Source organism: Streptomyces sp. BR1 (assembly GCF_052373795.1).
Lineage (GTDB): Bacteria > Actinomycetota > Actinomycetes > Streptomycetales > Streptomycetaceae > Streptomyces.
In genome coordinates, this window is record NZ_CM126252.1 from 7,289,267 (window position 1) to 7,315,669 (window position 26,403).

Here is a 26,403-nt window from a genome sequence, read left to right on the forward strand (position 1 = left end):
TCAACCACCGGCCTGTGGGGCGAAGGTGCTGCCGGCGTCCTGCTGGTACGGGGTGGCCTGCCACTGCCCGGATTCGAGCACCCGGCTCGGGTCGTGGGCGACGAACTTCCACGGTCCGATGTAGACGTTGTCGTGCCAGCGGTTGTGCTGCTTGAGAGTGATCGCCTCGGCCACCTGCTCGCCCTGGTACGGCGACCAGTCCGGATAGGTGCCGTAGTTGGCCAGGACCGCCATGCGGTCGCACTTCACCGTGCAGTGGACGACGGACGTGTCCAGCACGAAGCGGTTGTTGTGGATGTCCACCCGCTGGGTCTTCCACCGGCAGTCGGCGTAGAGCGGTGCGGTGGCGATCGCTGGCCGCGCGCAGCGGTTGGACTGCCGCTGCAGCAAGGTGCAGTCGCCGGACGAGGTGTTGGCCGGGCTGTTGCAGAACCGGTCGGCGTTCTCCCACAGGGTGATGCCGGACCAGTTGTTCTCCAGCACGTTCCCGTAGACCTCGATCTTGTCCGTACGTGCTTTGATCCGTGGTTCGCCGCCGGACTCGGACAGGTAGATGGTCGCGAACGGGAAGCTGTCGCCGCGGTCGGCGTACCTGCGGCCCTCGACCCAGTTGTTCCGCAGGATCGTGTTGTTCCGGATGACCGCGTTGTAGCTGGTCTCGTAGATCAGCGCGGCACCCTCGTTGGCCTCAAGGACGTTGTCCTCGATGCGGAAGTCGTTGTTGTTGGTGTCCGCCCACAATCCGGTCCCGTGGTTGTCGTGCACCCAGTTGCCGCGTATGTCGGCGCCGTTGACGGCCCAGAACTTGATGCCTCCGGTGCAGCCGCAGCCCGACTGCTTCCGCTCCCAGTCGTCGGTGTTGTTGGCCGAGATCTCGTTGCCCTCGATGACCAGGCCGCTGATGGGATCGCCGCTCTTGTACGCGTTCATTCCGTACTGCCCGTTGCCGCGCAGGCAACTGGCGCGGACCTGCTGGCGGGCACCGGCCATCAGCCCGGCGCCGGAGTTGTTCTGGATCGTCGCGTGCTCGATCACCCACCCGTCGGCCGAATCGTGGTTGACCACGCCCTCGTTCTGCGGCGCGACGAATCCCTGCACGGTCAGGTAGCGGATGGTGACGTTGCGGGCGGGGCCGCCGAACGCGTACTGGTTGGTCTTCCCTCCGTCGAGCACCGCGCCCGGTGCGCCGAGATAGGTGTCCCCCTCCTTGGGAATGACCTGGGCATAGCGGTCCGACTCCAGCTTGTGCGTGCCCGGCAGCAGCCAGAACGTGGTGTTCGCCGGGCTGCTCTTGGTCTTCGCGGACAGGTCACCGGTCACCGCGGGGTCGACCGTCACCGCGCCCGCCGGCGCCTTCGTCGGCCCGGCCGCGGGCTTGGCGCACACCCGGGCCACGTTCCGGGCCGCGGACGTGGATGGCTGGGCGGTCGGCTCCGCCGCCGAGTCGTCCGACGTGCTGTCGCAGCCGGTCGCTGCCAGCAGGACGAATGCCAGCGGTGCCGCCGGCCACGCCCAGTTGCGCCACTTCATCACCGCAGGTCCCCCTGGCCGTGGAACCTGAGTACGGTGGTGAACCCCTGCGCGCCGTCGGTGAACCCGGTGCCTACCAGCGTGGTGGTGGGTTCCTTGCGTCCGAAGCCGGGGGAGTACCAGCCCAGCGGCGGGTCGCTCTCGCCGCGATGCGCCCGCCAGGACAGCGGCCCGGGCAGGTCGAGCACCGCGGAGCGGTCCTCGCCGTCCCGGGTCCAGGTGAGCTGTGCCCGGTTGTCCACCAGGTCCGCGGTGATCGCCGGGCCGAGGTGGAACGCCAGGCGGACGGCCCGACGTGGACCGCGCACCTCGTCGACCACCTTCAACTCGCCGCTCGTGGAGGTCAGTTCCACTCGACGGCGGTGTACGGAGTGCTGGTAACCGTCGTGCTCGGCACACCAGCGGGCCACACCCTCGCCGGAGGTGTCCGCGACCAGGACGCGGCTGCGGGCATGCCGGGTCCACAGGAACGGGCCGCCGGAGACGGACTGGTCGGCGCCGTCCAGTTGGAGGGTGTTGTGGCCGAGCGTCGACCGGAAGTACTGCCGCCACTCGGGCTGCCCGTGGTAGCAGAACGTCCCCGGGTCGGCGAGCACATCGACCCCGTCGTGCCGGACCTCCACGGACAGCGCGTCCGCGTGGGCGTGCGCGGCGATGGACAGGAAGCCGTGCGGACCGCCGTCGCAGCGGCACCAGATCTCCTCCGGGCCGCGCAGGATGGTCATGCCCGCGTCGGCGAAGTGGCCCGGTCGGCTCGGTGGACGGGTCACGGTTCCGTTCTTCGCGTACGGCTTGATGAGCGCGGCGAGCAGCGGGGTGCGCACATCGGTGCCGGTCACTACCGGCCACCAGGCGAGCCGGCCGAACACGACGTCCCCGGTGGCAAGGAGCGAGCCCCAGCGGTCGGTGCCCGCGCCGTCCACGACCAGGCCGTGCCCGTCGTCCGCGTCCCCCTGGCGCGGCGGCCTTAGGCGGTTGTCCACGACGGCCGCGAGCGCGTCGGTCATCCGCAGCAGTACAAGGCGGATGGACGCGGGGACCGGCACGGCGGCGGCATCCGCCTCGGCCACCGCGGCCAGGCCGAGCTCAAGGACGAGTCCGTGGTACTCGGTGGCCAGCTCGCGGTTGAGGCCGGAGGGGAAGGTGTTGCCGCGCAGGTGCCGTTCAAGGGATCGCAGCGCGTCGGCCCGCCACCGTGCCGAGGAGGGGAACCAGCCGAACGCGCAGGCCGCGGCGAACTGCCCGGCGGTCTCGGCGATGACGTGGTTGTTCGCCGAGGACCCCCGGCTGGGGAAGGCGGCCAGCCAGCGCTGGTGGTGCCAGATCTGGTTGCGCGCCACCGGGTTGTCCTCGAACAGCGCGGCCACGCCCGGCCAGCCGTCGAGCAGCCGGCGGATCCACACCCAGGAGACCAGCCGGATGCCCAGCTCGATGCCGCTGATCCAGTGCACGCCGCGCAGCGGTGGGTTGGCCGCCCACCACAGCCGCAGGTGCTTGGCCACGCGCTCGGCGTACCGCTCGTCCCCGGTGATCGCGTAGGCGGCGGCGAGCACGGTGAGGTACTGGTGCCGGGACAGCTCCCAGATCTGCTTGATGTCCCCGACCGCGTCCTCGTCGCGGTACGGCACGTCGAAGGCGTAGCCCCACGGTGCCCGGCGCCCGGTCTTCGGGTCGCACCACCAGTCCGGGTCGGCCAGGTCGTGGCGGTCCACCCCGAAGTACTCGGCGTGCCCGTCCATCAGCCGGTCCGCCTCGGCTATCAGACGTTTCGCGGCGTCCGGAGGTATGGCGGCGATGGTCCCGGCGGGCAGTACCGCGGTGAACCTGGCGCCGGTCACCCTCGGGCAGTCGGGCCGCGCCGACCGCCAGCGCCGCCTGCGCACCGCGTCGCCCACCCGGCCGCCGACCTCCTGCGGTCCCATCCGGGAAAGGCGCCGCAGGTACCAGCCCGCGTTCATGGTCATCGCGTCCTCGTCAACGTGACCGGCGCGCCACCGGCCAGACCGGTTTGTACGGCCAGAGTGGCCGCGGTGGTGGCGACAAGCGACTCCAGCGGCACCGGCATCGGCCCGCCGGTCCGCACGGCCCTGATGAACGCGGCCAGCTCGGCGTTCTGCCCCTTGTCCCGGGCCTGGGGCAGCCGCGAACTGACCCACTTCTTACGCCCGTACACCGAGGCACGGACGAAGTCGTCGAGCCGCAGCACCTTGCCGTCCGCGACCAGGTCCAGCGTCTCCTTGGGGAAGCCGGGCGCGCCGGTGGTGACGTAGCTGATGGTGGCGGTGGACTCGTCCGGGTAGCGCAGTACGACCTGGAGGTCCTCGTTGCCGGACGAGGCGACCGCGTACACCGATACCGGGTCGGCTCCGAGCAGCCAGCTCGCCGTGTCGATGAAGTGCCCGCCCTCGCCCGCGAACCGCGAGCCCTCGGTGCCCTGTTGGAGGTACCAGCTGCCGTGCCCGAGGCGGCCCGCGTTGACCAGGTAGCGCAGGTGCGCCGGACCGGTCCGGGCGCCGAACCGCTTCCTGGCCTCCTGGAGCAGCGGCGCGAACCGGCGGTTGAAGCCCACCTGCAGCCGGTCGTTGCCGGACTCCTCCACCGCCGCGAGCACACCGGCCAGCTCGTCCTCGGTGAGTGCCAACGGCTTCTCCACGAACACCGACTTCCCGGCGAGCAGCGCCCTTCGGGTCAGTTCGGCGTGCGAGCTGTGCCGGGTGACCACGAACACCGCGTCGATCGACTTGTCGCCGAGCACGGCGTCGAGATCGGTGGTCGCCCCAGTGAAGCCGAACTTCCGCTTCGCATTGGCCGCGGACAGCGCCGTCGTGGTGACGACCGTCGACAACTCGACGCCGTCGCGCTGGGCCAGGTGCGGCAGCAGCATCGACGTCGCGTAGTTGCCCGCGCCGACGAACGCGAGGCGCACCGGCCCCCTGGCGGCCCGGGCCGGACTCCGCTTCACGTTCACCGCAGGTACCGCGAGCGCCGGGGCCTGCGCTTCCCGCGCCTGTCCGGGGTAGCGGAACAGCACCGCCACGGCCTTCAAGTCGCCGTCTTTGAGGCGCTGGTACGTCTCGACGGCGTCATCGAAGTCGGCGATGTGGGAGACCAAGGGGTCCACGTCGACGCTGCCACGGGCGAGGAGATCGAGGAAGCACGCGAGGTTACGGCGCTCGGTCCAGCGCACGTAGCCGATCGGGTAGTCGCGCCCCTCCAGCTCGTACTCCGGGTCGTAGCGCCCGGGGCCGTAAGAGCGCGAGAACCGGACGTCGAGCTCCTTCTCGTAGTACGCGTTCCACGGCAGGTCCAGACGGCACTTGCCGATGTCGACGACCCGGCCGCGGTCGCGGCAGAGCCGGGCGGCCAGCTCGACGGGCTGGTTGCTGCCGCCGCCGGCGGCCAGGTACACCTGGTCCACACCGTGACCGCCGGTGAGCTCGGCGACGGCGGTCTCCACGGCCGCGGACGCGGGATCGCCGCAGGCCGCGGCGCCCAGGCGCTCGGCGAGCTCGCAGCGCGCCGGGTCGGGGTCGGCGCCGACGACGCGGACCCCCGAGGCGGTGAGGAGCTGCGCCACCAGCTGCCCGATCAGGCCGAGGCCGATGACCAGGGCCACTTCGCCGAGCCGTGACTCGCCCTGGCGGACGCCCTGCATCGCGATCGACCCGACGGTGCCGAAGGCCGCGTGCTGTGGCGCGAGGCCGTCCGGCACCGGGGTGTAGAGGTTCTTCGGCACCCAGTTCAGCTCGGCGTGCAAGGCGTGCTCGTTGCCGGCGCAGGCCACGAGGTCGCCGACCTTCACATCGTCGATACCGGCGCCGACCTGCTCGACCACCCCGCACAGCGAGTAGCCCAGCGGCGTGTAGGAGTCCAGCTTGCCCATCACCTTGCGGTAGGTGGCGGGCACCCCGTTGGTGGCCACGCTCTGCATGACCTTGGCCACCTGGTCCGGCCGGGAGCGGGCCTTGCCCACCATCGACATCCCGGCCTCGGACACCTTCATGAGCTCGGTCCCGGTGGATATCAGCGAGTAGGCGCTGCGGACCAGCACACCGCCCGGCTTGCACCCCGGCACCGGCACGTCGAGCACCGCCAACTCGCCGCTCTTGTAGTTCTGTACAACCTGCTTCACCCGAACTCCTCTGAATTCCTAAGCCGTTAACCGAGTGCTCTGACCGGACCCAGAGGTCGCGTCGCGATACCAGTACTCAAGGGTCAGCACATGCCACAGATGCTTGGAGAAGTCCCGCTGCCCGGCCGCGTCCTCGGCGACCATGCGCGCCAGCGCGTCGCGCCGCAGGAGCCCGGAGCTGACGAGCACGCCGTCGTTGACCACCTCGCGTACCAGCGGTGCCAGATCGCGGCTCATCCAGGCCCGCAGCGGGGCGCTGAACAGGCCCTTGGGCCGGTACACGATCTCCCGGGGCAGGATCGAGGTGGCCGCCTCCTTGAGGACGGCCTTGCCCTGCCGTCCGACGATCTTGCGATCGCCGGGCACGGCGAACGCTGCTTTCACCACCTCGACGTCCACGTACGGCACCCGCACCTCGGTCGAGGCGGCCATGCTGGAGCGGTCGGTGTACGCGAGGTTCAGGCCCGGCAGGAACATCCGGGCGTCGCCCAGGCACATGCGGTTGACGAAGTCGTCGAGGTCGTTGTCCTGGTAGACGTCCGCGTGCTCGGCCAGCACGTCCTCGACCGTCCCGGCCAGGTCCGGATCGACCAGGGCGAGCAGCTCGTCCTGGTCGTACATGGTGTAACTGCGCCGGAACGCTGTCTCCTCCGGCAGATCGGCGAAGGAGAGGAACCGCTTCGCGAAGCGCACCGACCGGTACCCCCGGCGGGAGGTGGCGACCGGCAGCCGGTCCACGGCGCTGGACAGGCCGCGCCGCAGGGGCCGCGGGATGCGCTGGTAGCGCAGGGCGAGCAGGTTGGCCAGGTGCTTGCGGTACCCGGCGAACAGCTCGTCGGCGCCCATCCCCGAGAGCATCACCTTGACCCCGGCCTCCCGGGCGGCCGAGCAGATCAGGAACGTGTTGATCGCAGCGGGGTCGCCGATCGGCTCGTCCAGGTGGTACGTCATCTGCGGCAGCAGGTCGAGCACGTTCGGGGCGATCTCGATCTCGTGCAGGTCGACGCCGAACCGCTCGGCCACCTGCCGGGCATAGCGCAGGTCGTCCGGCATCGCCTCGAACTTGGCGTCCTCGGCGCGGAACCCGATCGTGTAGGCGGAGATCCCGGGTTGGTGGCGGGCCGCGAGCGCGGTCAGATAGCTGGAGTCGAGACCGCCGGAGAGGAAGGTCGCCACGGGTACGTCGGAGAGCAGGTGCTGACGGGTCGACTCCTCGACGATGGCGGCGAGGTCCGGCCGCTCACCGCTGCGGGCCCGCTCCCGGCCCTCGGCGGCCACGTCCTTGAGGTTCCAGTACCGGCCGCGCTCCACCCGGCCGTCGGGCCTGACCCGCAGCCAGCTCCCCGGCGGCAGCTTCTCCGCCTCGCGGAACGCGCAGCGCGAGTCCGGTACCCAGTAGTAAAGGAGCGAGGCCACCAGCGCCGCATGGTCCACCTCCAGCGCCCCGCCGCTCACGGCGGCGAGCGCCTTGAGCTCGGAGGCGAACACCAGGCCCGTACCGCGCCGGAGCAGGAACAAGGGTTTGATGCCCAACTGGTCGCGGGCGAGCACCAGTTCACCGGTCCGCTCGTCGAAGACCGCGAACGCGAACATACCGCGCAGCCGGGGCAGAGAGTCGGTGCCCCAGCGCCGCCAGGCCTCAAGCAGCACCTCGGTGTCGGAGGTCCCGCGAAAGCGCACCCCGGCGGCCGCCAGCTCGGCACGCAGTCCGGGCGCGTTGTACAGCTCGCCGTTGTACGTCAGGACGAGGCTGTCCTTGGCCATCGGCTGGGCGCCGGTCTCGGACAGATCGATGATGGAAAGGCGGCGGTGCCCGAGGTGCACCTCGCCGTCACCGGCGGGGTGGCTGTAGCGGCCCGCCCCGTCCGGTCCGCGGTGGGCGAGGGTTTCGGTGAGCCGGTCGGTCACGGCCTTCCCGTCCGGCCACCGGTAAGTGCCTGCGATGCCACACATGTTCTACCGCGCCTCCTGGTCGCTGTCGGGGACCCGTGCGGCCCACATCGGCAGTCGCTCCGTCCGCTGCCGGCCCGTCCCCTTCTGTCGGGCCAGCCGCTCGTTGTGGCCGCGCAGCGCGGTGTGCAGCCCGTCCCACAGCGTGCCGTCGGTCCGGTCACGCGGATCGGGGTCGATCAGGACCACACCGATCACCGGAATGCTCAGGTCCGCGAGCTGGCGCGCCACGGTGTGCAGCCATGCGGCGCTGCCGTGCCCGGCGCGCACGACGAGCACGGTCTGGCTGCCGAGGTACTGGAGGTCGGTCCACGCCGTGCCGGGCGAGACCGAGCCGACGCCGAGCCGGCGCGCCTCATCCGGTACGTCGGCGGCACTCTCGCCGCTGACCACGGTCAGGCCTTCCGGCTTCTGGCGGCTGTTGGCGAGCTCCGAGCCGGGCAGGGCGTCGATGATGACCACCGGCCCGTCCGGTGCCAGTGCCTCGGCCAGGTCCAGGGCGATCACGCTCGTGGTGCGCGCACAGCCCAGTTCGAGGAGCGACACCGGTTCCGCGCAGCCGCGCACGGTGCGGGCCAGCGTCTTGGTGAGCCGTTCGCGCGCCGCCCGGGTCCGTCGGCGCTGCCACCGCCCGGCCGGCCAGCGGGGCGCGCGGGGCAGCTCCGCGATGACCGAGGCCCCCAGGTCCGCCGCGATCTCCCGCCGCAGCACGGGGCGGTCCGCCACCAGCGTGCCGACCGCGGCCACCGCGAGCCCGAGGACCAGCCCGAGGAGCAGCCCGATCACGGCGTTGGTGACAGCGGTCTTGGGCAAGGAGCGGTGCACCGCGCGCGGGGCGTCCACGATCTGCGTGCCGGCGACGAGCTTGGGCGTGCCTGTGCGCGCCTCCGCCGCGCGCTGGTCGAAATCGGCGATCCGCGAGTTGAGTTCGGCCCGGCGGGCGAAGAGCGACTCGATGCTCGCCGACGCTTTCGGGTCGCTCCCCGGCGACCGGTCCCCGATCGACTTGTTGACCTGGGCGAGCTCGTCGCGCATACGGTCGCGCTGGTCGAGCAGGGCTTGGGCCTCGGCCTTCGCGGCCTCCTGCATCCGTCTCACATGGTCCGCGATGAACGCGTCGGCCAGCGCCTTGGCCCGGGCCACCGCCTGCGCGTCGCTGTCGGCGGTCACCGTGATCTGCATCAGGTTGTTGGTCAGGCCGGCACCCCGGTACTTCCCTATGAAGTCCTCCGGTTTTTCCGGGGACTTGAGGGACTGCAGGGCCTCGCCGGCGATCCGCGTGGTCCCCAGCAGGGCGACATCGGTGCGGATCAGCGTTCCGGTGTCGTTCGCCTGGTCCTCCTGATGCGCGACCAGCACTTTGGTCACCGCGCTCGGCGCCGGAGGCAGCAGGACCGCCATCGCCGCGCCGACCAGTAGCCCCAGGAGCGCCATGCAGGACCACAGGCGGCGGCGCCTGCGCACCGCCACCACCAGCGCTTGCAGGTCGAGCAGCGGAGCGGCCGACTCCGACGTCTTGCTCGTCGTCACGCAGAACCTCCGCTCGCATGGCCGCGCACCGCGAGCGCCAAAGTGGCGTCATCCGGAGGATGGCCGGCCGTGCGCGTCGGACGAGCCCGCACGATGCCGGCGACCACACTGCCGACGACCTCGTGCCCCGCGTCCGCACACGCCTCGGCGATGCCAGCGAGCTCCTCCGCGGTCCAGCTGCCCGCGCTGAGCACGACCAGGGCACCGGACTCGGTGTCGCGGTCCGGCACCATCGGCTGGGACACCGAAACGCCCACCACCCGCAGCAGCGGACCGCTCTTGGCCTCGGCGACGAGCTGTCCGGCGGCCAGGCGGGCGATCTCGTCGCCGTTCGGTACTACGACCAACAGCCGCCGGGGGGCGGGCAGTTGGTCCCGGAGGCGATCGCACACCCGCCGGTAGCGGATCCGTCTGCTGGCCTCGTCTCCGGATGTCTGTAGGCTCGGTGTGTCCCACCGGATGTCGAGGCCGAGCAGCCGGCGGATCAAGGCCCGCGAGCCACGGCCCTGTGGCCGGTGCGCGGGCCGTTCACCCGGTACGTCGACGGTGCCGAGGAGTGCCGATCCCAGTGCCGCGGCGATCTCCGGTTCGGTGCGCAGTCGGCGATTGACCCGTGCGGCGGTGAGATGGCCGATGACCGAGAGCAGGAGGAACAGCAGCGCCCCGATGACGATGAGTTGTGTCCTGGTCGGCGGTGCCTGGCCGGTCGGCTTGGCCGCCGGCCCCATGACGACCATGCCGGCCTTGTTGGCCGACGGGCCGGCCTGGTCCAGTTTCTTCATGGCTTCCTGCAGCGTGGTGCGCAGCTTTTCGAGTTCGGTGCGGGCCTGCACGCCCTCCACGGTCCGCCCCGGATCGGCCGCGTTGGCCAGGTCCGTGATGCGCTGGTTGGTCTTGTCCACCTGTTGCCGCAGTGCCTCGGGTCCCGAAGTCGTGTCGGAGTCGCTGTTGTCGCCCGCGAGCCGCGCGGCGAAGGTGACGAACTGCTGGGCCACCTGATCGGCGAGCCGCTGCGCGCGCTCCGGGGTGTCGGCCTTCCCCGAGATCTTGATGATGTTCCCGTCGGAGGCCTTGGCGCTCACGTCATTCTGCAGCTCGGTGCCGCTGACGCCGTTCCAGTGGAGCGCGGTGGCCGCGCGGTCGACCACCGCCGAACTGGTCGCGATCCCCGTCTGGGTGAGCAGCGCGCGCTCCTCCCACTGCCCCGGCAGCAGCACCGAAGCCGACGCCGTGTAACGCGGCGGGAAGAACGCCACCGAGGTGCCGTAGCCGACGACCGCGCCCACCACGGTGAGGAGGGCGAGCAGCCGCCAGCGCCGACGGAGAATCCGCCCGATCGTGACCAGACGTATCGTGTCCTCGCTCAACGGTGCGGCCTCCTCCGTGCCCGGACCCGGGCGCCCGCCGGGACCCGGGTGTGGTCACGGCAGGCAGCGGCGTAGGCGGCGAGCAGCGAGGCTTGCGAGTTCCGCCAGGAAAGCTGTCCGCTGATCCGCTCCTGGCCGATCTTGCCCATCCGGGCCCGCTTCTCCGGGTCGTCCAGGAGCAGCGCGATGAGCTTGGCGAACTCGGCCTCGTCGTTGGCGGGCGCGTAGACGGCGGCGTCACCGGCGGAGACGCGTGCCTCCCGGAGGTCGAACGAGACGATCGGCCGGCCCATCGCCATGTACTCCAGGACCTTGTTCATGGTCGACACGTCGTTGAGCGGATTGCGCGGGTCGGGGGAGAGGCACACGTCCGCGGTGGACAGATAGCGCACCAGATCGGCGTCCGGGATGCGCCCGGTGAACTCCACCTGCTCGGAGAGCCCGAGCCGCCGGGACAGCTCCACCATCGCGTCGAAGGCGTCGCCGGAGCCGACGAACACCGCGTGCCAGTCCGTGCGCCCGAGCTCGTCGCGCAGCTTCGCAAGGGCCCGCAGCGCGTAGTCGACGCCGTCCTGAGGGCCCATCACGCCGAGGTAGCACAGCAGATGAGGCTTGCCGTGCTTCAACTCCGGCTCGGGCGGCACCGGTTGGAACCGGTCGGTCTGGGGCGCGCTGCGCACCACGAACACGTCGTCCGGCCGCTTACGGCCACGGCGCACCGCGACGTCCCGGTAGCTCTCGTTCGTGGCGAGCACGATGTCCGCGGCCTTGTAGGTCCGCCGTTCCAGCGCGCACACGGCGCGGTAGAGCAGATCTTGGCCGCGGTCGAACCGGGAGAGGTACAGCTCGGGTACCAGGTCGTGCTGGTCGAAGACGAACCGCGCGCCGCGCCGCTTCAGCCACAGCGCGGGCAGGAACAGCAGGTCCGGCGGGTTGCAGGCGTGGACCACGTCGACCGGGCCGACCTTGCGGGCCAGCCGGGCCGTATGCCACAACGCCGATCCGTACTCCCGCAGATAGCCGGCCGGCCCTCCGGTGGCCGCGCGCAACGGGTAGCGGTGAATCCGCACCCCGTCGATCTCCGCCTCCGCCTCCGTGTCCCGCTTGCTCCCCTGGGGACAGATGACGTGCACCGTCCAGCCCGCGTCGCGCAGTGTCGTGCACTCCTGCCACACCCGCCGGTCGAACGGCACCGACAGGTTCTCCACCAGGATCAGCGCGCGCCGGTCCGGGCGGTCGTTGCTGATTGCGTTACCAAGCAAGGCCCATGTACCCCGTTTCGGTCCGGCGCGCCTCGGCGTCGGGAAGGCGGATCAGGTCGACGATCACCGGGCCGTCGCCGTGGGGGAGCGCCGAAAGCACGGCCGGGTCCCTGGTCCCGACCAGGCACACCTCGGCGTGCTCCAGCACCTCCTCGACGGAGTCCGCGAGCAGCTGCGCGAGGTGCGGCAGCCGGGTCTCGATGTACTCGCGGTTCGCGCCGATCAGCCGGGACAGGCTCACATTGGCGTCGTGGATCCGCAGGTCGTACCCCTTGCCGTGGAGTCTCTCCGCCAGCTCGACGAGCGGGCTCTCGCGGAGGTCGTCGGTGCCGGGTTTGAAGGACAGCCCGAACAGGCCCACCCGGCGTTTGCCGGTGCGCTCGACCATGTCCACCGCGCGCTGCAGATGGTCGGCGTTGGAGGGCAGCACATGGGCGAGGATGGGCACCGAGATGTCGGCCCGCTGCGCCGCGTGGACCAGGCTGCGCAGGTCCTTGGGCAGGCAGGAGCCGCCGAAGGCGAAGCCGGGCCGCAGATAGGCGGGGCTGATGTTCAGCTTGTGGTCGGCCAGGAACACGTCCATCACCTGGTGCGAGTCCACCCCGAGTGCCTGGCACACCGCGCCCAGCTCGTTCGCGAAGCCGATCTTCAGGCCGTGGAACGCGTTGTCCGCGTACTTGATCGCCTCGGCTGTCGGGACCGGCACCCGGAACACCTCGCCGGGCAAGCCGTCGTACAGCGCCAGCACCGTGTCGCCGCTCGCCGCATCGAGCTCGCCGATGACGGTCTTGGGCGGGTCGAAGAAGTCCCGCACGCTCGTGCCCTCGCGCAGGAACTCCGGGTTGACCGCGACCCCGACGTCCACCCCGGCCGTGCCGCCGACGTACTTCTCCAGGATCGGTACCAGCAGGTTCAGACAGGTGCCCGGGAGCATGGTGCTGCGGAACACGAAGGTGTGCCGTCCGCCCCGCTCGGCCAGCGCGGCGCCGATCTCCTCGGTGACCCGCTCCAAGTAGGTGGTGCACAGGCTGCCGTTGGGCTCCGACGGCGTGCCCACGCAGATCAGTGACACCTCGCTGGCCGTGATCGCCTCGCGGACGTCGGTGGTGGCGCGTAACGCCCCGGTCCGCACGACCTCGGCGGTGAGCTCGCCGATCCGCTCCTCGACCACCGGGGCCTTGCCGTCGTTGACCAGGTCGACCTTCACCTGGTTGACGTCCACCCCGATGACCTCGTGCCCCATGCTGGCCAGGCACGCGGCCGACACGCAGCCCACGTAGCCGAGCCCGAAAACGCTGACTCTCATGACCCGTTCCTCCCCCCAGGCAGGCCCTGACGGCCTGCGGTCCCTGTGTCGGCCGGACGGCGATCCCCGTGCATCAGTAGGCCCCCTGGCCGTAGAGCACCGCACGCAGCGTCTTCCACAAGATCACTGTGTCCAGGGCGAGCGACCAGTCCTCCACGTACCGCAGGTCGAGGCGGACGGCCTCCTCCCACGGCAGGTCGCTGCGTCCGCTGATCTGCCACAGGCCGGTGAGCCCGGGCTTGACCAGGAGCCGCCGCCGGATGTCCGGGCCGTACGCGGCGGACTCCTCCGGCAGTGGAGGCCGCGGGCCGACGAGCGACATCGATCCGGTGAGTACGTTGAAAAGCTGCGGGAGTTCGTCGATCGAGTAGCGGCGCAGCACCGCTCCCACCCGGGTCACCCGCGGATCCCGGCGGAGCTTGAACAGCAGTCCGGCGCCTTCGTTGCGGTCGGCCAGCTCGGCACGTGCCCTGTCGGCCCCGGCGACCATGGTGCGGAACTTGATAATGGTGAACTCGCGGCCGTCCTTGCCGACCCTGCGCTGGCGGTAGACCGCCCCGCCCCGGCTGTCCACCAGGACGAGCAGCGCGACGAGCACCATCAGCGGCGCGAACAGCATCAGCAGGATCGCCGCGCCCATCCGGTCGACGACCCCTTTTATGACCCGGCGGCCGCCGGTGAAGGTGGGCATGCTGACCCGCAGCAGCGGGATCCCGAGCACCGCGTCGACGTGCAGCCGCGGTCCGGCCACCTCCATCAGTACGGGGGCCACGATCATCTCGGCGTCGCTGCCTTCGAGGTTCCAGGCCAGCCGCTGCAGCCGGTCCGGTGACCAGTGCGGGTCCGGTGTGACCGCGACGACACGGTAGCCGTCGCGGTGGACATGGCCCGCGACGTCCGCGAGCTGGCCGACGACCGGCACTCCGTCCAGGTGGTCACCGTCGAGCTCGACACCGTCCGTCGTGCACACGGCGTCCACCCGCCAGCCGAGGTGTGGGAACTTGCGGGTGCGGGTGATCAGGTCGCGCACGGTGGCCGGGCTCCCGGCGGCGAGCACCGGTCGCAGGCACCGCCCTTCCTTGCGCTGCTTGTGCAGCCAGAGACGGAGCAGATACCGCTCGGTCATGGTGGTGAGCGCGATCGCGGGGATCGCGACGAAGATCCAGAGCTTGATGTTGCGCGAGGTCAGGGCGATCCCGCCGAGTGCCAGGACGACGGCCGCCGTGAACAGGGAGCGTCCGAGCCGGCGGAACTCCTCGGCGCCCTGGCCGAGCACGGCCGGCGCCCATGACCGGCTCACCGCGAGCGCTCCGAGCACCAGCAGTTCGGTGCCGAAGGCGAGGATTCTCCACTTCTCGTGCCAGTTGGTCGCGTCCCGGACCCCGAAGAAGCCGCCTATCGCCGCCACCACGAAGGCGGTGGCCACGGTGTCGCTGGTGATCACGGTACGGCGGTACCGCTGCTCCCAGTCGTTCGCGGGCTGGTTGATCGCCCCGTTCGTCGGACGTCTTCGCGCCGACGGAAACGGGCTGACTAATCCCCCCTGCCGCACAGGACCCCCCAGGTCGCCAGTGTTTCCACGTGTTCGCCCAACACTGTTCCTCCCCCCGGGAGGCCCCTGCCCCCCGCACTGTCTCTCCCCTCGGGAGGCCCACGCCCCCCGCGCATGACATCCCGGCTATTGCAGTGCTGCTTGAACAACCCGCCCTGGCGGCAGCGGACTCGCATGTCCTGCCGGGCTTTCGAGGTGTGCGGGAACCCATCGAACCCCGGGTGCTCCCCGCACCCAAGGCCCCCTCTCGGGCTCCAGGATTGATCACCTCCACGTCTGGCGCCGGGGACACGACTGATGGCTGTCCGTATTGCCGAACCTGTAGATCATCATTGGTCGCTTCGTGCCCGAGGGGCCGAAGCACGCACAATCTAGACCACCGGAGCCGAGTTGTAGAGGGGATGTGTATAACTTGTGCTCAGCTTTGAGACTGGATTCCACCGTTGGGTCACCGCCTCCAGGTGCCCCGACGCCACCGCGCACACCAGCAGCCCGCCCGGCTACCGGGCGCGGCTTGCGCGCGGCAGTGATCGCTGAGCTGCAACGGACCTTCTGCGAGGCCCAGTTCGGCAGCGACTTCCCGCTGTTCGTGGACTACGGCGTGCCGTTGTGGGTGCCCGGTGCGGGCGGGGCGATCGGCCCGGACCATGCGGCTCGCATGACTTGATCGTGTCGGTGTCCGGCGGCATGTCCAAAAGCGAGCGCAACTGCCTCAAGGTCGGCCTGAGGTTTATCCCGCAGAGGTCAATTCAAGACCTTCGTGATGACACATGGCGTGGAGAGTGTTGTGACTATTGAGGCTGTTGGGGTTTTCTATTGCTTCTGTGGCGAGCCCGTCAGCCGACGTGGACGCGGGGGCGCCGGGCGCGGTCCGGTTCGGCCTCGCGCAGGATTTCGCGGGTGACCGGAGCGACCTCGCCCTGGCCGAACAGGAAGAAGCGGACGAAGTTGGCGAAGGGGTTGCCCTCGGTCCACTCGAAGTAGATGTGCGGGCAGGTGCCGGTGGTGTCGCGCGCGTGCAGGAGGAGGGCGGCCAGGGCGTTGGGGACGGAGGAGCTCTCCACGGTGAGGACGCGGTAGCGGCCGTGCATGACCTCGCCGCGCACACTCATGTCGCCTTCGAACTCGGAGGGGTCGGTGACCGTGACTTCCATGAAGACGAAGTCCTCCGGGGCGGGGATGTCGTTGTCGGAGCGGATCTGCTCGATCTTCTCGCGGTACTCGGCGGCGTCACGGCGGTCCGGCTCGTTCGCGATGAAGCGGGCTCTTCGGTGCGAGACGTCCCGGATGAACCGTTCGGCCATCTCGTCGAGTTCGATGTGGGTGACACGCAGCTCGAAGGCGCGGGCCAGCCGGGAGGCGAGGGAGATGAGGATGATGCCGGCGATGAAGCAGGCGCCGATCTTCACACCGTCCGGGCGCTCGATCACGTTCACGACGGTCGTGTAGAGGAAAGTGGCCGAGATGGCGCCGAAGGCGATGGTCCAGCCGCGCTGGCCGGCCTTGCGTGCCGCGATGGTGACGGCGATGGCGGCGGAGCAGATCAGGACGAGGACGCCGGTGGCGTACGCGCCGCCCTGGGCGTCGACGTCCGCGTCGAAGAGCCAGGTGACGAGGAACGCGACCAGGGTGAAGACGATGACCATGGGGCGCACGGCGCGGGCCCAGTGCGGGGCCATGCCGTACTTGGGCAGGTAGCGCGGCATCAGGTTGAGCAGACCGGCCATGGCGGAGGCGCCCGCGAACCACAGGATGAGGATGGTGGAGACGTCGTAGACCGTGCCGAAGGTGTTTCCGAGGTACTGGTGGGAGAGGTAGGCCAGGGCGCGGCCGTTGGCCTTGCCGCCGGTCTCGAACTCCTTGTGGGGGATGAGCACGGTGGTGATGAAGCTGGTGGCGATGAGGAAGACGCTCATGATCAGCGCGGCGGTGGTGAGCAGCTTCTTGGCGCCCAGGATGCGTCCGGTCGGCCTGGCCTCGGTGTCGGCGGGGGCGCCCTTGACATGCGGCATCACTGCCACGCCGGTCTCGAAGCCCGACAGGCCCAGAGCCAGTTTGGGGAAGACGATCAGGGCGACACCGATCATGGCGAAGGCACTGCCGTGTTCGGTGGTGAGCGCGGCGGTCCAGTCGGTCACGACATGGCCTTCGGTGAAGACGTGTGCGAAACCGGTGATCACGACGACGACGTTGAGTACGAGGTAGATCCCGACCAGGGCGACGGCGACGCCGATCGCCTCCAGGAAGCCTTTGAGGAACACCGCGCCGAGCAGCGCGACGAGGATCATGGTGATCAGAACCTGCTGGTCGTGCAGGGCTTTTTCCAGATGGGGGTTCTCGACCAGATGGGTGGAGGCGTCCGCGGCCGACAGGGTGATCGTGATGAGGAAGTCGGTCGCGGCGAAGCCGAGCAGGGTGAGGACGAACAGCTTGCCCTTCCAGAACGACAGCAGCCGCGACAGCATCGCGATCGAGCCCGCGCCGTGCGGGCTCTCCTCCGCGACCCGCCGGTAGACCGGCAGGGCGCCGGCCAGCGTCACGATCACGAGCACGATCGTCGCGATGGGGGAGAGCAGCCCGGCCGCGAGGGCGGCGATGCCCGGCTGGTAGCCGAGGGTCGAGAAGTAGTCGACGCCCGTCAGGCACATCACCCGCCACCAGGGCTGCCCCTCGTGGCTGGTCGCCGGCTCTGCCTTGGGGACGGACGGGCGGCCTTTGCCCATGTCGGACAGCCCCTCCAGCATCCACGCGCGCAGCCTGCTCGTGCGCGTGTCGTTGCTGGCGGCCATGGGGTGCTCCTGGGTTCCGCTTGCCGAGGTACTTCTCGGTCATGCTGTACCAGGGCATCCCCATCCGCGACCGCGCTGCCGTCCCCGGGGTGATGCGAGGCATCCGTCCGTCACGAGGTGCGCAGCCGCAGCACCAAGTCGTACGGGTACTCGGCGAGGCCCCGCAGGAAGGTGATGCGGACCCGCAGGGCCCGGGCCTGCTCCGGGACGGCCGGCTGGCCGGTGATCGTGCCTTCGGTGCGGCTTCCGTCTGGGGCTGGGCCGAACGCGCCGCCCCAGTCGACGTAGGCGTTTCCCAGGTCGTCCTCGGCATCCATGATGAGGAAGACCCGGCCTTCCGCATCCGTCCCGTCGGTGAGGGGCGGGCTGACGGTGTACGTGATGCTGAAGGAGTCCGGGGCGTGGGCCAGGGTGCGGATCGTGAGCTCGTGGCGGCCGTCGAGGATCCGCGCGGCGGCGAGGGCGCTGTCGTCCAAGGCGGACTACTCCAGGCCGGAGATCCGGAAGACACCCTGCGCCGTCGCACCGTCGACCCGGGCGCCGAGCCGCCGCAGCGCGGTCTCCCCGCAGCGCAGCAGGCCGCGCTCGATGCTGGTACGGGCGTCGGTGTCCAGGACGTGCCACAGCGCCGGGTTGGCGGTCAGCACCCTCGGGTCGACCTCGGCGCGGTTGCCGTCCATGTCGCGCAGCATCAGCCGCTGGGAGACACCCGGTGACCAGCGCACCGACACCAGACGGTCGGTGCGCACCTCGGAGCGGCGCCACAGGCCGCGCGCGACGAGCCGGCCCCGGGAAACGGTCACCCGCGTCGGCCACAGCACCGTGAACAGCAGGGCGCCCAGGGCCAGCCACAGCGCGGCGCGCAGATCGGTGACCGTGCCGGCCGCCGTGTCGACCAGTATCAGCAGCGCGGACAGCAGCGCTCCGTACGCCACCGCCGAGCGGGCTTCGCCCGCCCAGGCCCCGTCGTGCGTGACCGCCTCGCGCCCCTGCGCCTCGCCCGCCGCGGCGCGGGTCGTACGTCGTCCCATGGCCGGACAGTAAGCGCGGCGGGGGCGGCCGGGGCGCGATGACGGCCGGTCTTGATACGGGCCATACGACTCTCTTACGCCGACCGGCTCAGGCATCCGCCAACCGGGCCTCTTCCAGGTCGAGGGAGCGTTGGAGGCGGCGGCGGGTGGTGTCGCTTATGCGGTGGTCGTCGTACAGGCGCTGGAGTTCGGCGCTCTCCTCGACGATGAGGTGTCTGCGCAGCTGCCGGTAGATGTGGTCGGCGGACTCTCCCGCGCCGTTCGTGCCGCCGATGTCGTCGAGGCGTTCGCGGGCGTGCTCCTGACGGGCTTGCAGGGCGCGGCGGAGCCGGTCGGCGACGACCTCGGGGACGGCTTCGAGTTCGGATATCTCGTCCAGACGGCGCATTCCGGCGTCGGCCAGGCTCAGCCGGGCGTGCGCCTCCTCGCGCTCGGTGTGGTCGGGTTCGAGGGCGATGCCCGACCGGCGCACGACGGCGGAGAGCGAGAAGCCCTGGACCACAAGGGTGACCACCACCACGGAGGTCGTGAGGACGAGAACGAGGGGGCGGCCGGGGAGCGTGGTGTCGCCCGCCGTGGCGACCGGGATCGACAGCGCGGCGGCCAGCGGCATGACGCCCCGAGTACCCGCCCAGGAGAGGACCACGGGGACCCGCCAGTTGGTCTTGCGTCGAAATCCCTGCTGCTCATCCTTCTGCCCGCCCTTCCACTGGAGCAGCGCGGAGAGCGGGAAGACCCACAGCATGCGGACCGCGATGAGGGTGCCCGCCAGCGCGAGCGCGTACAGCGGCCAGAGCCGGTCGGCGTCGCCGAGCTGGCGTATCAGGGCGGGCAGGGAGAGGCCGATCAGGCTGAAGACGACGCTTTCCAGGAGGAAGACCACGGTGCCGTAGACGGCGTGCAGTTGGAGGCGGATGCGGGCGCTGGTCAGCCGGTCCGAGCGGCCGCCGAGCACCACACCGGCGATGACCACCGAGGTGACGCCCGAGGTGTGGGCGGCCTCGGCCAGCACGTACGCGGCGTACGGGGTGACGAGCGCGATGACTGTTTCCAGGACCGGGTCCTCGGTGCGCCGCCGGATCAGTGCCACCATGCCCGCGACCGCCGCCCCGATGAGCGTGCCGCCCCCGGCGAGCAGCGCGAACTCGCCGCCCGCGCCCTGCCAGGAGACGGCCGACGCGGCGGCGGCGATGCCCACCGCGACCTTGAACAGGACGAGTGAGGTGGCGTCGTTGAACAGGCTCTCGGCCTGGACGAGGACCTGCACCTTCGGTGGCAGCGCGAGCCGTCGGCCGAGCGCGGTGACGGCCACCGGGTCGGTGCTGGCCAGGACCGTGCCGAGAACGAGGGCCATCTGCCAGGACAGCGGCGTGATGAGCGAGGCGACGAAGCCGACGATCGCGGCGGAGGCGAGTACGAGACCGATCGCGAGGATGCCCACCGGCTTCCACACGGCCCGCAGCTCGCGCCAGGAGATCTCTTCGGCGCTGGCGTACAGCAGCGGCGGCAGTACGACGAGGCCGATGATCTCAGGGGTGACCTCGATGCCGGGGGCGCCCGGGAGCATCGCCACGGCGAGACCGGCGACCACGAGCAGCGAGGGCGCCGGGATGCGCCAGCGGCGGGCGCCCGTGGCCACCAGGGTGGCGAGCACCACGAGAAACAACACCGTACCGACGCCGCGCATGCCGCTCCCTGGACCCCATTTCACGGGCCCGTCCGGCCCGTCACGCCGACCAGACTTCCCGGCACACCGCCTTCACCCTATCGATACGTGAAACGTCAGGGACGCGTCAACGATGAGGCGGCCGACGACAGGGAGCCGTCAAGACGCATCCCCGGGAGGGGCGCGAGGAGTTCCCTGGGAGCTGACCGGTGGCGTACGCATGAGGTCAGGAACACATCAATGTCCTTGCGTACAGCGCCATTTCGCCCTGCCTCCCGATGATGATCGGAACCACACAGCGCGCCCCGGCCGCCCGGCTTCCCCTCGGCGGCCGGGGCGCGCGTTCGGCGTGAGGAGGAGCGTGCTGTGGTGGTGGAGCCGGATGTCCCGCCCGGAGGTCCCGGCAGGCGGGGGCGGCTGAAGGTCTTTCTCGGGGCGGCGCCCGGGGTCGGCAAGACGTACCGGATGCTGGACGAGGCCCGTCGCAGGGCCGGGCGCGGCACCGACGTGGTGATCGCCTACGCCGAGTGCCACAAACGGCGGCACACCCTGGACAAGCTGGACGGCCTGGAGATCCTGCCCAGGGTCCACCGCACCTACCGGGGCGGTCAGTTCGAGGAGATGGACCTGGAAGCGGTGCTGGCCCGGCGGCCCGCCGTGGCGCTCGTCGACGAGCTCGCGCACTCCAACGTCCCCGGCGGGCGCCACGCCAAGCGGTGGCAGGACATCGAGGAGCTGCTCGCGGCCGGGATCGACGTGGTCACCGCCGTCAACATCCAGCACCTGGAGTCCCTCAACGACGTCGTCGAGAAGATCACCAGGGTGCCGCAACAGGAGACCGTGCCCGACGAAGTGGTGCGCCGGGCCGACCAGGTCGAGCTGGTGGACATGCCCGCAGAGGCGCTGCGCCGCCGTATGGCGCACGGCAACATCTACGCGCCGGAGAAGGTGGACGCGGCGCTCGCCAACTACTTCCGGGTCGGGAATCTGACCGCGCTACGGGAGCTGGCCCTGCGCTGGGTCGCCGACCAGGTGGACGAGGCGCTGCAGAAGTACCGCTCCGAGCACGGCATCGGCGGGGTGTGGGAGACCCGGGAACGGGTCGTGGTCGCGCTGACGGGCGGGCCCGAGGGGGAGACGGTCATCCGGCGGGCGGCCCGGATCGCCGACCGGACGGCCGGGGGTGATCTCCTGGCGGTGCACATCGCGCGCAGCGACGGCCTGGCCGCCGGTGCCTCGTCGGCATCGCTGGCGCGGCAGCGGGCGCTGGTGGAGGGACTGGGCGGCAGCTACCACTCGGTGGTCGGCGACGAAGTGCCCACCGCCCTCATCGAGTTCGCCCGTGCGGAGAACGCCACCCAGCTGGTCATGGGCACCAGCAGCCGCAGCCGCCTGGAACGCTTCCTCACCGGACGCGGCATCGGTGAGACGGTCGTCGCGATGTCCGAGGACATCGACGTCCACATGGTCACCCACGAGCGGGCGGGCGGAGGACGTCTGCTGCCGTACCGGCGGCGCACGCTGTCCACCCCCCGGCTGATCGCCGGCCCGGTGGCGGGCCTCGTCCTGCCGGTGGCCCTCACCTTCCTGCTCGACCGGCTGCGCGGCAGCCTCAATGTCACCAGCGAGGCCCTGCTCTTCCTGCTCGCGGTCGTCGGTGTGGCCTGCGTGGGCGGCGTCGCCTCCGCCGTCGTCGCCTCGGTGACCGCCTCGCTGCTCCTGAACTACTGGTTCATCCCGCCCGTCGGCCAGTTCACCACCACCCTCGACAGTGTGCTCGCCACGGTGGTGTTCGCGGTGGTCGCGGGCACGGTGGCGGCGGTGGTGGACCGCTCCCTGCGGCTGTCGCGCCGCTCGGCACGGGCCGCCGCGGAGGCCGAGACGCTGTCCTCGCTCGCCGGGTCCATCGTCCGGGGCGATCACGCGGTCCCGGCCCTGCTCGCCCGTACCCGGGAGACCTTCGGCATGGACTCGGCCGAGCTCACCGACAAGCCCGTGCCCGACGACGGCTCGGTCGTCCAGGTCCCGGTCGGCGAGCAGGCGCACCTGGTGCTGCGCGGGCGCGCCCTGCCGTCCTCGGAACGCAAGGTGCTCGCCGCGTTCGCCGCCCATGTCACCGTCGCGGTCGAGCGGGCCCGGCTCGCCGAGGCGGTCGCCGAGGTCGAACCCGTCAAGGCCGCCGACCGGATGCGCACCGCGCTGCTCGCCGCCGTCAGCCACGACCTGCGCACCCCGCTCGCCGCGGGCTGGGCCGCCATCGCCTCGCTGCGCAGCCGCGACGTCGACTTCACCGCGGAGGACCGGGACGAACTCCTCGCCACCGCCGACGAGTCCATGGCCCGCCTCAGCCGCCTCATCGACAACCTCCTCGACATGAGCCGCCTCCAAGCGGGGGCACTCAAGCTCCAGCTGCGGGCCACCGCCCTGGAGGAGGTCCTGCCGACCGCTCTGGAGTCCCTCCCGCCCGAAGCCCCCCGGGTGGACATCCAGTACCCCCACGAGATCCCGCCCGTCCTGGCCGACCCGCCGCTCCTGGAACGCGTCGTCGCCAACCTCCTGAGCAACGCCGCCCGCCACACCCCGCCCGGCGGGACGGTCCTGTTCACCGCGAGCAGCCTCGCCGACCGGGTCGAGGTCCGCGTCATCGACCGCGGCCCGGGCCTGCCCGCGGAGGACCGCGAACGCGCCTTCATCCCCTTCCAGCGCCTCGGCGACACCGACAACACCACCGGCGTCGGCCTGGGCCTCGCGCTGTCCCGGGGGCTCACCGAGGCGATGGCGGGCACCCTCACCCCCGAGGACACCCCGGGAGGCGGCCTCACCATGGTCCTGTCCCTGCCCGCAGCCGGTCTCCGGCAGCAGACCCCGTCAAGTACGCGTCAAACCGGCCACCTTGATCATTAGGACACCGTCAAGGTGGATGATCACTCGAACTGCTGACCCGCATGCTGATGTGTACACGGGTTCGTACGAGCGGCTCGTGGCGCGAGTGTGGAGGGCGAGTGACGATCACCGCCGGTGCCGGGCAGCGTCGGGGAACAGGGGCCCCGACATCTGCTGAACCAGACTTCGTGCCGACCGTTCGTCACGGGGGAGACCCGTCGTCGCGGTCCGGAGGGGGTCCGCGCGAAGGACGGACCGGGCGGCGGTCTCCCATCACCGCCGCCCGGCCCGCCCCTCTCGTCCGGTACACCGCCGAGCGCCACGCCATCGGCATCCAGCACCCCTCGCCGGGGTGGCCCTGCTGATCGCGGGCGGGCGGTCAAACGCTCCGCCGCGCCCGGTAGGCGGCCGCCGCGAAGCCGATGCATCCGAGCAGGCAGAGTACGAGCACACTCACCACGGCGAAGCTCATGACGAGGTCCAGGCCCGTGGGCCGGCCGTACGCCCGGCCCCGGAACGCCCGCGCTTCACCGGTGAAGGAGGGTCTGCCCTCTCGGTTGCCGCTGATGTCGCTGCCGTACGCGTAGAGCGTCCCGGTACGGACCGTGCCGTCCTGCGTCCACTCGGCGTCCGCGCACCTGGCGACGGACCTGCCCGCCTTGCTGCTGGTCCGTACGCTCCTGATGTCACATGCGCCGGACAGCTCGACGGCCACGGGCGTACCGACGGCGTAGGCGGGGCCCCAGCCCTTCGGGCTGTTTCCCACCCCGGGTATGAGGAGGGCGCCGAGGACCAGACCGCCGATCACGAAACAGGCGGCCGCCCGCCCGGCCAGTCTGTCGGCCTTTCCTCGCGTCCCAGTCCTTCCGGAACGTTCACGTGGGTCCGCCATGACGGGATCAGACCTCGGCGGGTACCCGGCGGTCACCGGCCGTCCGCAGGCGTGCCGTGCCGGTCGCGTGGTGGACGTACTCGCGTTCCAGGCGGAAGCCGGCCGTCCAGGCGAGCAGCCGGCTGGGGCGGTTGTAGCGGGAGCAGGTCCAGCTCGCGGTCCGCCCCCGGGCCTCGATGTCGGCGCACAGCGCCACCACGCAGCTCAGGGCGAGCTGTTGGCGCCGGTGGTCGGGGCCGGTGACGACCGCGATGTCCTCGTACCGGCTGCCCAGGAAGTACGTGCAGGCCACCGCGAGCAGGCGGCCCTTGTGGAACGCGCCCCAGGCGTGCCCGGACGCCGCAAGCCCGGCCGGGTCGCCCCAACTGGCGTATATCCAGGCCGAGTCAGTAGGGAGCTCCGCCAGCGCACGGGTGTCGGCGGTGGTGATGCGGCGTACGGTCACCCCGTGCGGCGGGCGCGGCGCGGAAGGCCCCTCGCGGCGCACGTACGCCATACGTTCCCAGGGCACGACCCGGTCGAAGGCCGTGCCGAACAGCGGCAGGAACCGCGGGGAGGTCAGCACGTACCGGTTGGCGAGCGGGGCCAGGGCCGCTGGGTCCAGCGCACCGGGGTCGCCGGACAGCAGTGCATGACCGGCGCAGGAGACCGCCACGGCACGCGGCCGCTCGGGTCGGTCCGCCCACAGGCGGCCGGTCCGGGTGGCCAGGACGTGCTCGGCCAGCGCGCTCGGTCCTGCGGCGCCGCCGGGGAACCACCGTACGTACGAAGGAAGTTGGTGCAGCGGAAGTTCGATCACGACGGTTCTCCTGTTTCGGGTCACGGAGGAAATGGCGAGGGGGCGGACCGCCCGGCGGGGCGGGTCCGCCCCCTCGGTGCAAGGGAGCTAGCTCGCGGCCTTGCTGCCGTGGTTGGCGGCCTTCTTGCGGCGGGCCTTCTTCTTACGGGCGCGCTTGGACATGGAGGGATCGCTCCTTCGGGTAGTGGGTCGGGAGGCCTTCTTCAGGCGGTGTGGCCGGTGAGCAGAGAGGCGAGCTTGTTGAGGCGCTGCACGCTGCGGCCTTCGGTGGCGGCGGGGGCGGGCTCGACGCGCTGGTCGCGGTCGTAGTAGGCGCCGTTGACGATCTCGACGGCCGGGTCGCAGAGCCGTACGACGTGGGCCGCGCCCTCGGCGGCCGGGGCGCCCTCGTGGGCGTACAGGGGCAGCAGGCCGGTGTCGCAGATGCCCGGGTGGACGGAGACCGCCGTGACCCGCGGGTCGGCGGCGAAGACGGTCAGGGCCAGCTGGGCCTGGGCGTAGGCGGCGAGCCGGGAGTAGCGGCGGGCGCGGTTGGGGTCGCTCCACTGGATGTTGCCGGTGCGGTGCAGGGAGGAGGAGACGTTGACGACGCGGCCGCCGGGGTCGCTGGTCAGCGCCTGCTCAAGGAGGTTGGTGAGGAGGTAGTGGGCGAGGAAGTTGACCTGGAAGGCGATCTCGTTGCCGTCGGCGGTGATCGTGTGCCGCTCGGGAGCGGCCATGCCCGCGTTGTTGACTAGGACGTCCAGGTGCGGGTGGTTCGCGACCACTCGGACGGCCAGTGCCTCCACTTCTTCCAGCCGGGTGAAGTCGGCGGCGTACGCGCACAGTTGACCGGCCTCGACACCTGCGGTGGCGATGAGGCGATCGGTGGCCGCCTGGGCCTCGTCGGCCGTGCGGCCGTGGACGAGGACGGTGGCGCCGCGCGCGGCGAGCAGGCGAGCGGTCTCGTAGCCGATGCCGGACGTCGCTCCGGTCACCAGCGCGGTGCGGCCGGACAGGGATGCAGAAGACATGGTGGATTCCTGATCATGGGCACGCCGAAGCAGCCCGGGTAGGGGCGGTGGACGTGCGCGGATAGAGGTACGCCTACGCCGCCCGGTCACGCGGACCGGCGGCGTACGGCGCTCGGGGGCTCGGCTCAGAGAGCCGGCACGGGAACAGCGGGCAGTACCGGCGGCACCGTATGCGGTGGCCGGTCGTCATGGCGCAGACCGCTGTTCACGTCATTCATCCAACTGCCCACGGCGGCGCGGCTCAAGAGAACGGCGCGGTCCTTGACGACGCCCTGACACGCTCCTCGGCGTGGAGGCTTCGGTCAAGGTCGGCCGAAAAGTGCGGCCGCCGTCGTGTGCCGCTCCCCGGACGGCATGGCGAGGGCGCGGCTTTCCACTGCTCAGCGGGCGTATGACGCCGCCCGCGTAAGAATCGCGTCAAAGTCGCGCCAATGGCCGTAAGGGACCCATCAACGAGACGCGAAATCGGCTGCTGACCCTGTTTTCTCTTCCCGTCCGTTCAATCCGAATCTCTCCAGGAGCTTGCGATGGCCGACGTGGCCTTCGTCGTCACCACGATCGCGGTTTTCGCGTTGGTGGCGCTCATCGCCAAGGGGGTGGCAAAGCTGTGACTGCCGAGAACATTGTCGGTCTGATCGTGGCCGTCGCCCTGCTGGGTTACCTCGTCCTCGCCCTCGTCAAGCCGGAGAGGTTCTGAGCCC

At 70.9% G+C, this 26,403-nt stretch carries 19 protein-coding genes; 3 read left to right on the plus strand and 16 right to left on the minus strand.

What is annotated here, in order from left to right:
• The 9 genes from ACT1U9_RS32245 to ACT1U9_RS32285 all read right to left on the minus strand — a co-directional run bounded on the left by ACT1U9_RS32245 (position 1) and on the right by ACT1U9_RS32285 (position 14,629).
• Positions 1-1,530: a right-handed parallel beta-helix repeat-containing protein gene (locus ACT1U9_RS32245; RefSeq protein ID WP_444536162.1), complete on the minus strand. Its 1,530-nt coding sequence runs from the start codon at positions 1,528-1,530 to the stop codon at positions 1-3.
• Positions 1,530-3,494 carry an alginate lyase family protein gene (locus ACT1U9_RS32250; protein WP_444536163.1) on the minus strand — a complete coding sequence of 655 codons (1,965 nt, stop codon included), beginning with the start codon at positions 3,492-3,494 and terminating at the stop codon, positions 1,530-1,532. The genes ACT1U9_RS32245 and ACT1U9_RS32250 overlap by 1 nt, the downstream gene beginning before the upstream one ends.
• The gene (locus ACT1U9_RS32255; protein ID WP_444536164.1) at positions 3,491-5,662 is read right to left on the minus strand and encodes a bi-domain-containing oxidoreductase; all 2,172 of its coding nucleotides are present in this window, start codon (positions 5,660-5,662) and stop codon (positions 3,491-3,493) included. The genes ACT1U9_RS32250 and ACT1U9_RS32255 overlap by 4 nt, the downstream gene beginning before the upstream one ends.
• Positions 5,663-5,680: 18 nt before the next feature.
• On the minus strand, positions 5,681-7,615 hold the full coding sequence (asnB, locus tag ACT1U9_RS32260; protein ID WP_444536165.1) for an asparagine synthase (glutamine-hydrolyzing): 1,935 nt from the start codon (positions 7,613-7,615) through the stop codon (positions 5,681-5,683).
• Between the two features lie 3 nt (positions 7,616-7,618).
• The gene (locus ACT1U9_RS32265; RefSeq protein WP_444536166.1) at positions 7,619-9,142 is read right to left on the minus strand and encodes a Wzz/FepE/Etk N-terminal domain-containing protein; all 1,524 of its coding nucleotides are present in this window, start codon (positions 9,140-9,142) and stop codon (positions 7,619-7,621) included.
• Positions 9,139-10,509: a Wzz/FepE/Etk N-terminal domain-containing protein gene (locus ACT1U9_RS32270; RefSeq protein WP_444536167.1), complete on the minus strand. Its 1,371-nt coding sequence runs from the start codon at positions 10,507-10,509 to the stop codon at positions 9,139-9,141. The genes ACT1U9_RS32265 and ACT1U9_RS32270 overlap by 4 nt, the downstream gene beginning before the upstream one ends.
• Entirely contained in the window at positions 10,506-11,771 is a 1,266-nt protein-coding gene (locus ACT1U9_RS32275; protein WP_444536168.1) for a glycosyltransferase family 4 protein, read from the minus strand. Before ACT1U9_RS32275 ends, ACT1U9_RS32270 begins: the two co-directional genes overlap by 4 nt.
• A complete protein-coding gene (locus tag ACT1U9_RS32280; RefSeq protein WP_444536169.1) occupies positions 11,761-13,077 on the minus strand; it encodes a nucleotide sugar dehydrogenase in 1,317 nt (438 codons plus the stop codon). The genes ACT1U9_RS32275 and ACT1U9_RS32280 overlap by 11 nt, the downstream gene beginning before the upstream one ends.
• Positions 13,078-13,150: 73 nt before the next feature.
• Positions 13,151-14,629 (minus strand): sugar transferase, encoded by a 1,479-nt coding sequence (locus ACT1U9_RS32285; RefSeq protein WP_444536170.1) that lies wholly within the window; start codon positions 14,627-14,629, stop codon positions 13,151-13,153.
• A 514-nt stretch (positions 14,630-15,143) separates the two neighbouring features.
• On the opposite strand from ACT1U9_RS32285, the gene ACT1U9_RS32290 reads away from it, so the two are divergent.
• Entirely contained in the window at positions 15,144-15,296 is a 153-nt protein-coding gene (locus ACT1U9_RS32290) for a hypothetical protein (protein WP_444536171.1), read from the plus strand.
• Positions 15,297-15,465: 169 nt separating this feature from the next.
• Here ACT1U9_RS32290 and ACT1U9_RS32295 read toward each other — a convergent pair whose 3' ends face one another.
• From ACT1U9_RS32295 to ACT1U9_RS32310, 4 genes are all read right to left on the minus strand, one after another.
• On the minus strand, positions 15,466-17,418 hold the full coding sequence (locus tag ACT1U9_RS32295) for an amino acid transporter (protein ID WP_444536172.1): 1,953 nt from the start codon (positions 17,416-17,418) through the stop codon (positions 15,466-15,468).
• A gap of 110 nt (positions 17,419-17,528) precedes the next feature.
• On the minus strand, positions 17,529-17,894 hold the full coding sequence (locus ACT1U9_RS32300) for a hypothetical protein (protein ID WP_444536173.1): 366 nt from the start codon (positions 17,892-17,894) through the stop codon (positions 17,529-17,531).
• A gap of 6 nt (positions 17,895-17,900) precedes the next feature.
• The gene (locus tag ACT1U9_RS32305) at positions 17,901-18,449 is read right to left on the minus strand and encodes a hypothetical protein (RefSeq protein WP_444536174.1); all 549 of its coding nucleotides are present in this window, start codon (positions 18,447-18,449) and stop codon (positions 17,901-17,903) included.
• Between the two features lie 88 nt (positions 18,450-18,537).
• Positions 18,538-20,136, minus strand: coding sequence for a Na+/H+ antiporter (locus ACT1U9_RS32310; protein WP_444536175.1), 1,599 nt, complete (start codon positions 20,134-20,136; stop codon positions 18,538-18,540).
• A gap of 348 nt (positions 20,137-20,484) precedes the next feature.
• Here ACT1U9_RS32310 and ACT1U9_RS32315 point away from each other — a divergent pair, with 348 nt between their 5' ends.
• Positions 20,485-23,019 (plus strand): ATP-binding protein, encoded by a 2,535-nt coding sequence (locus ACT1U9_RS32315; protein ID WP_444536176.1) that lies wholly within the window; start codon positions 20,485-20,487, stop codon positions 23,017-23,019.
• A gap of 358 nt (positions 23,020-23,377) precedes the next feature.
• Here the strand turns inward: ACT1U9_RS32315 and ACT1U9_RS32320 are convergent, their stop codons facing one another.
• The 3 genes from ACT1U9_RS32320 to ACT1U9_RS32330 all read right to left on the minus strand — a co-directional run bounded on the left by ACT1U9_RS32320 (position 23,378) and on the right by ACT1U9_RS32330 (position 25,702).
• Positions 23,378-23,890 (minus strand): hypothetical protein, encoded by a 513-nt coding sequence (locus ACT1U9_RS32320; RefSeq protein WP_444536177.1) that lies wholly within the window; start codon positions 23,888-23,890, stop codon positions 23,378-23,380.
• 7 nt (positions 23,891-23,897) lie between these two features.
• A complete protein-coding gene (locus ACT1U9_RS32325) occupies positions 23,898-24,689 on the minus strand; it encodes a GNAT family N-acetyltransferase (protein WP_444536178.1) in 792 nt (263 codons plus the stop codon).
• A 203-nt stretch (positions 24,690-24,892) separates the two neighbouring features.
• Positions 24,893-25,702 carry an SDR family NAD(P)-dependent oxidoreductase gene (locus tag ACT1U9_RS32330; RefSeq protein ID WP_444536179.1) on the minus strand — a complete coding sequence of 270 codons (810 nt, stop codon included), beginning with the start codon at positions 25,700-25,702 and terminating at the stop codon, positions 24,893-24,895.
• A 607-nt stretch (positions 25,703-26,309) separates the two neighbouring features.
• Between ACT1U9_RS32330 and kdpF the strand changes: the two genes are divergently transcribed.
• On the plus strand, positions 26,310-26,399 hold the full coding sequence (gene kdpF / locus ACT1U9_RS32335; protein WP_242330691.1) for a K(+)-transporting ATPase subunit F: 90 nt from the start codon (positions 26,310-26,312) through the stop codon (positions 26,397-26,399).
• The last annotated feature ends 4 nt before the right edge of the window (positions 26,400-26,403 follow it).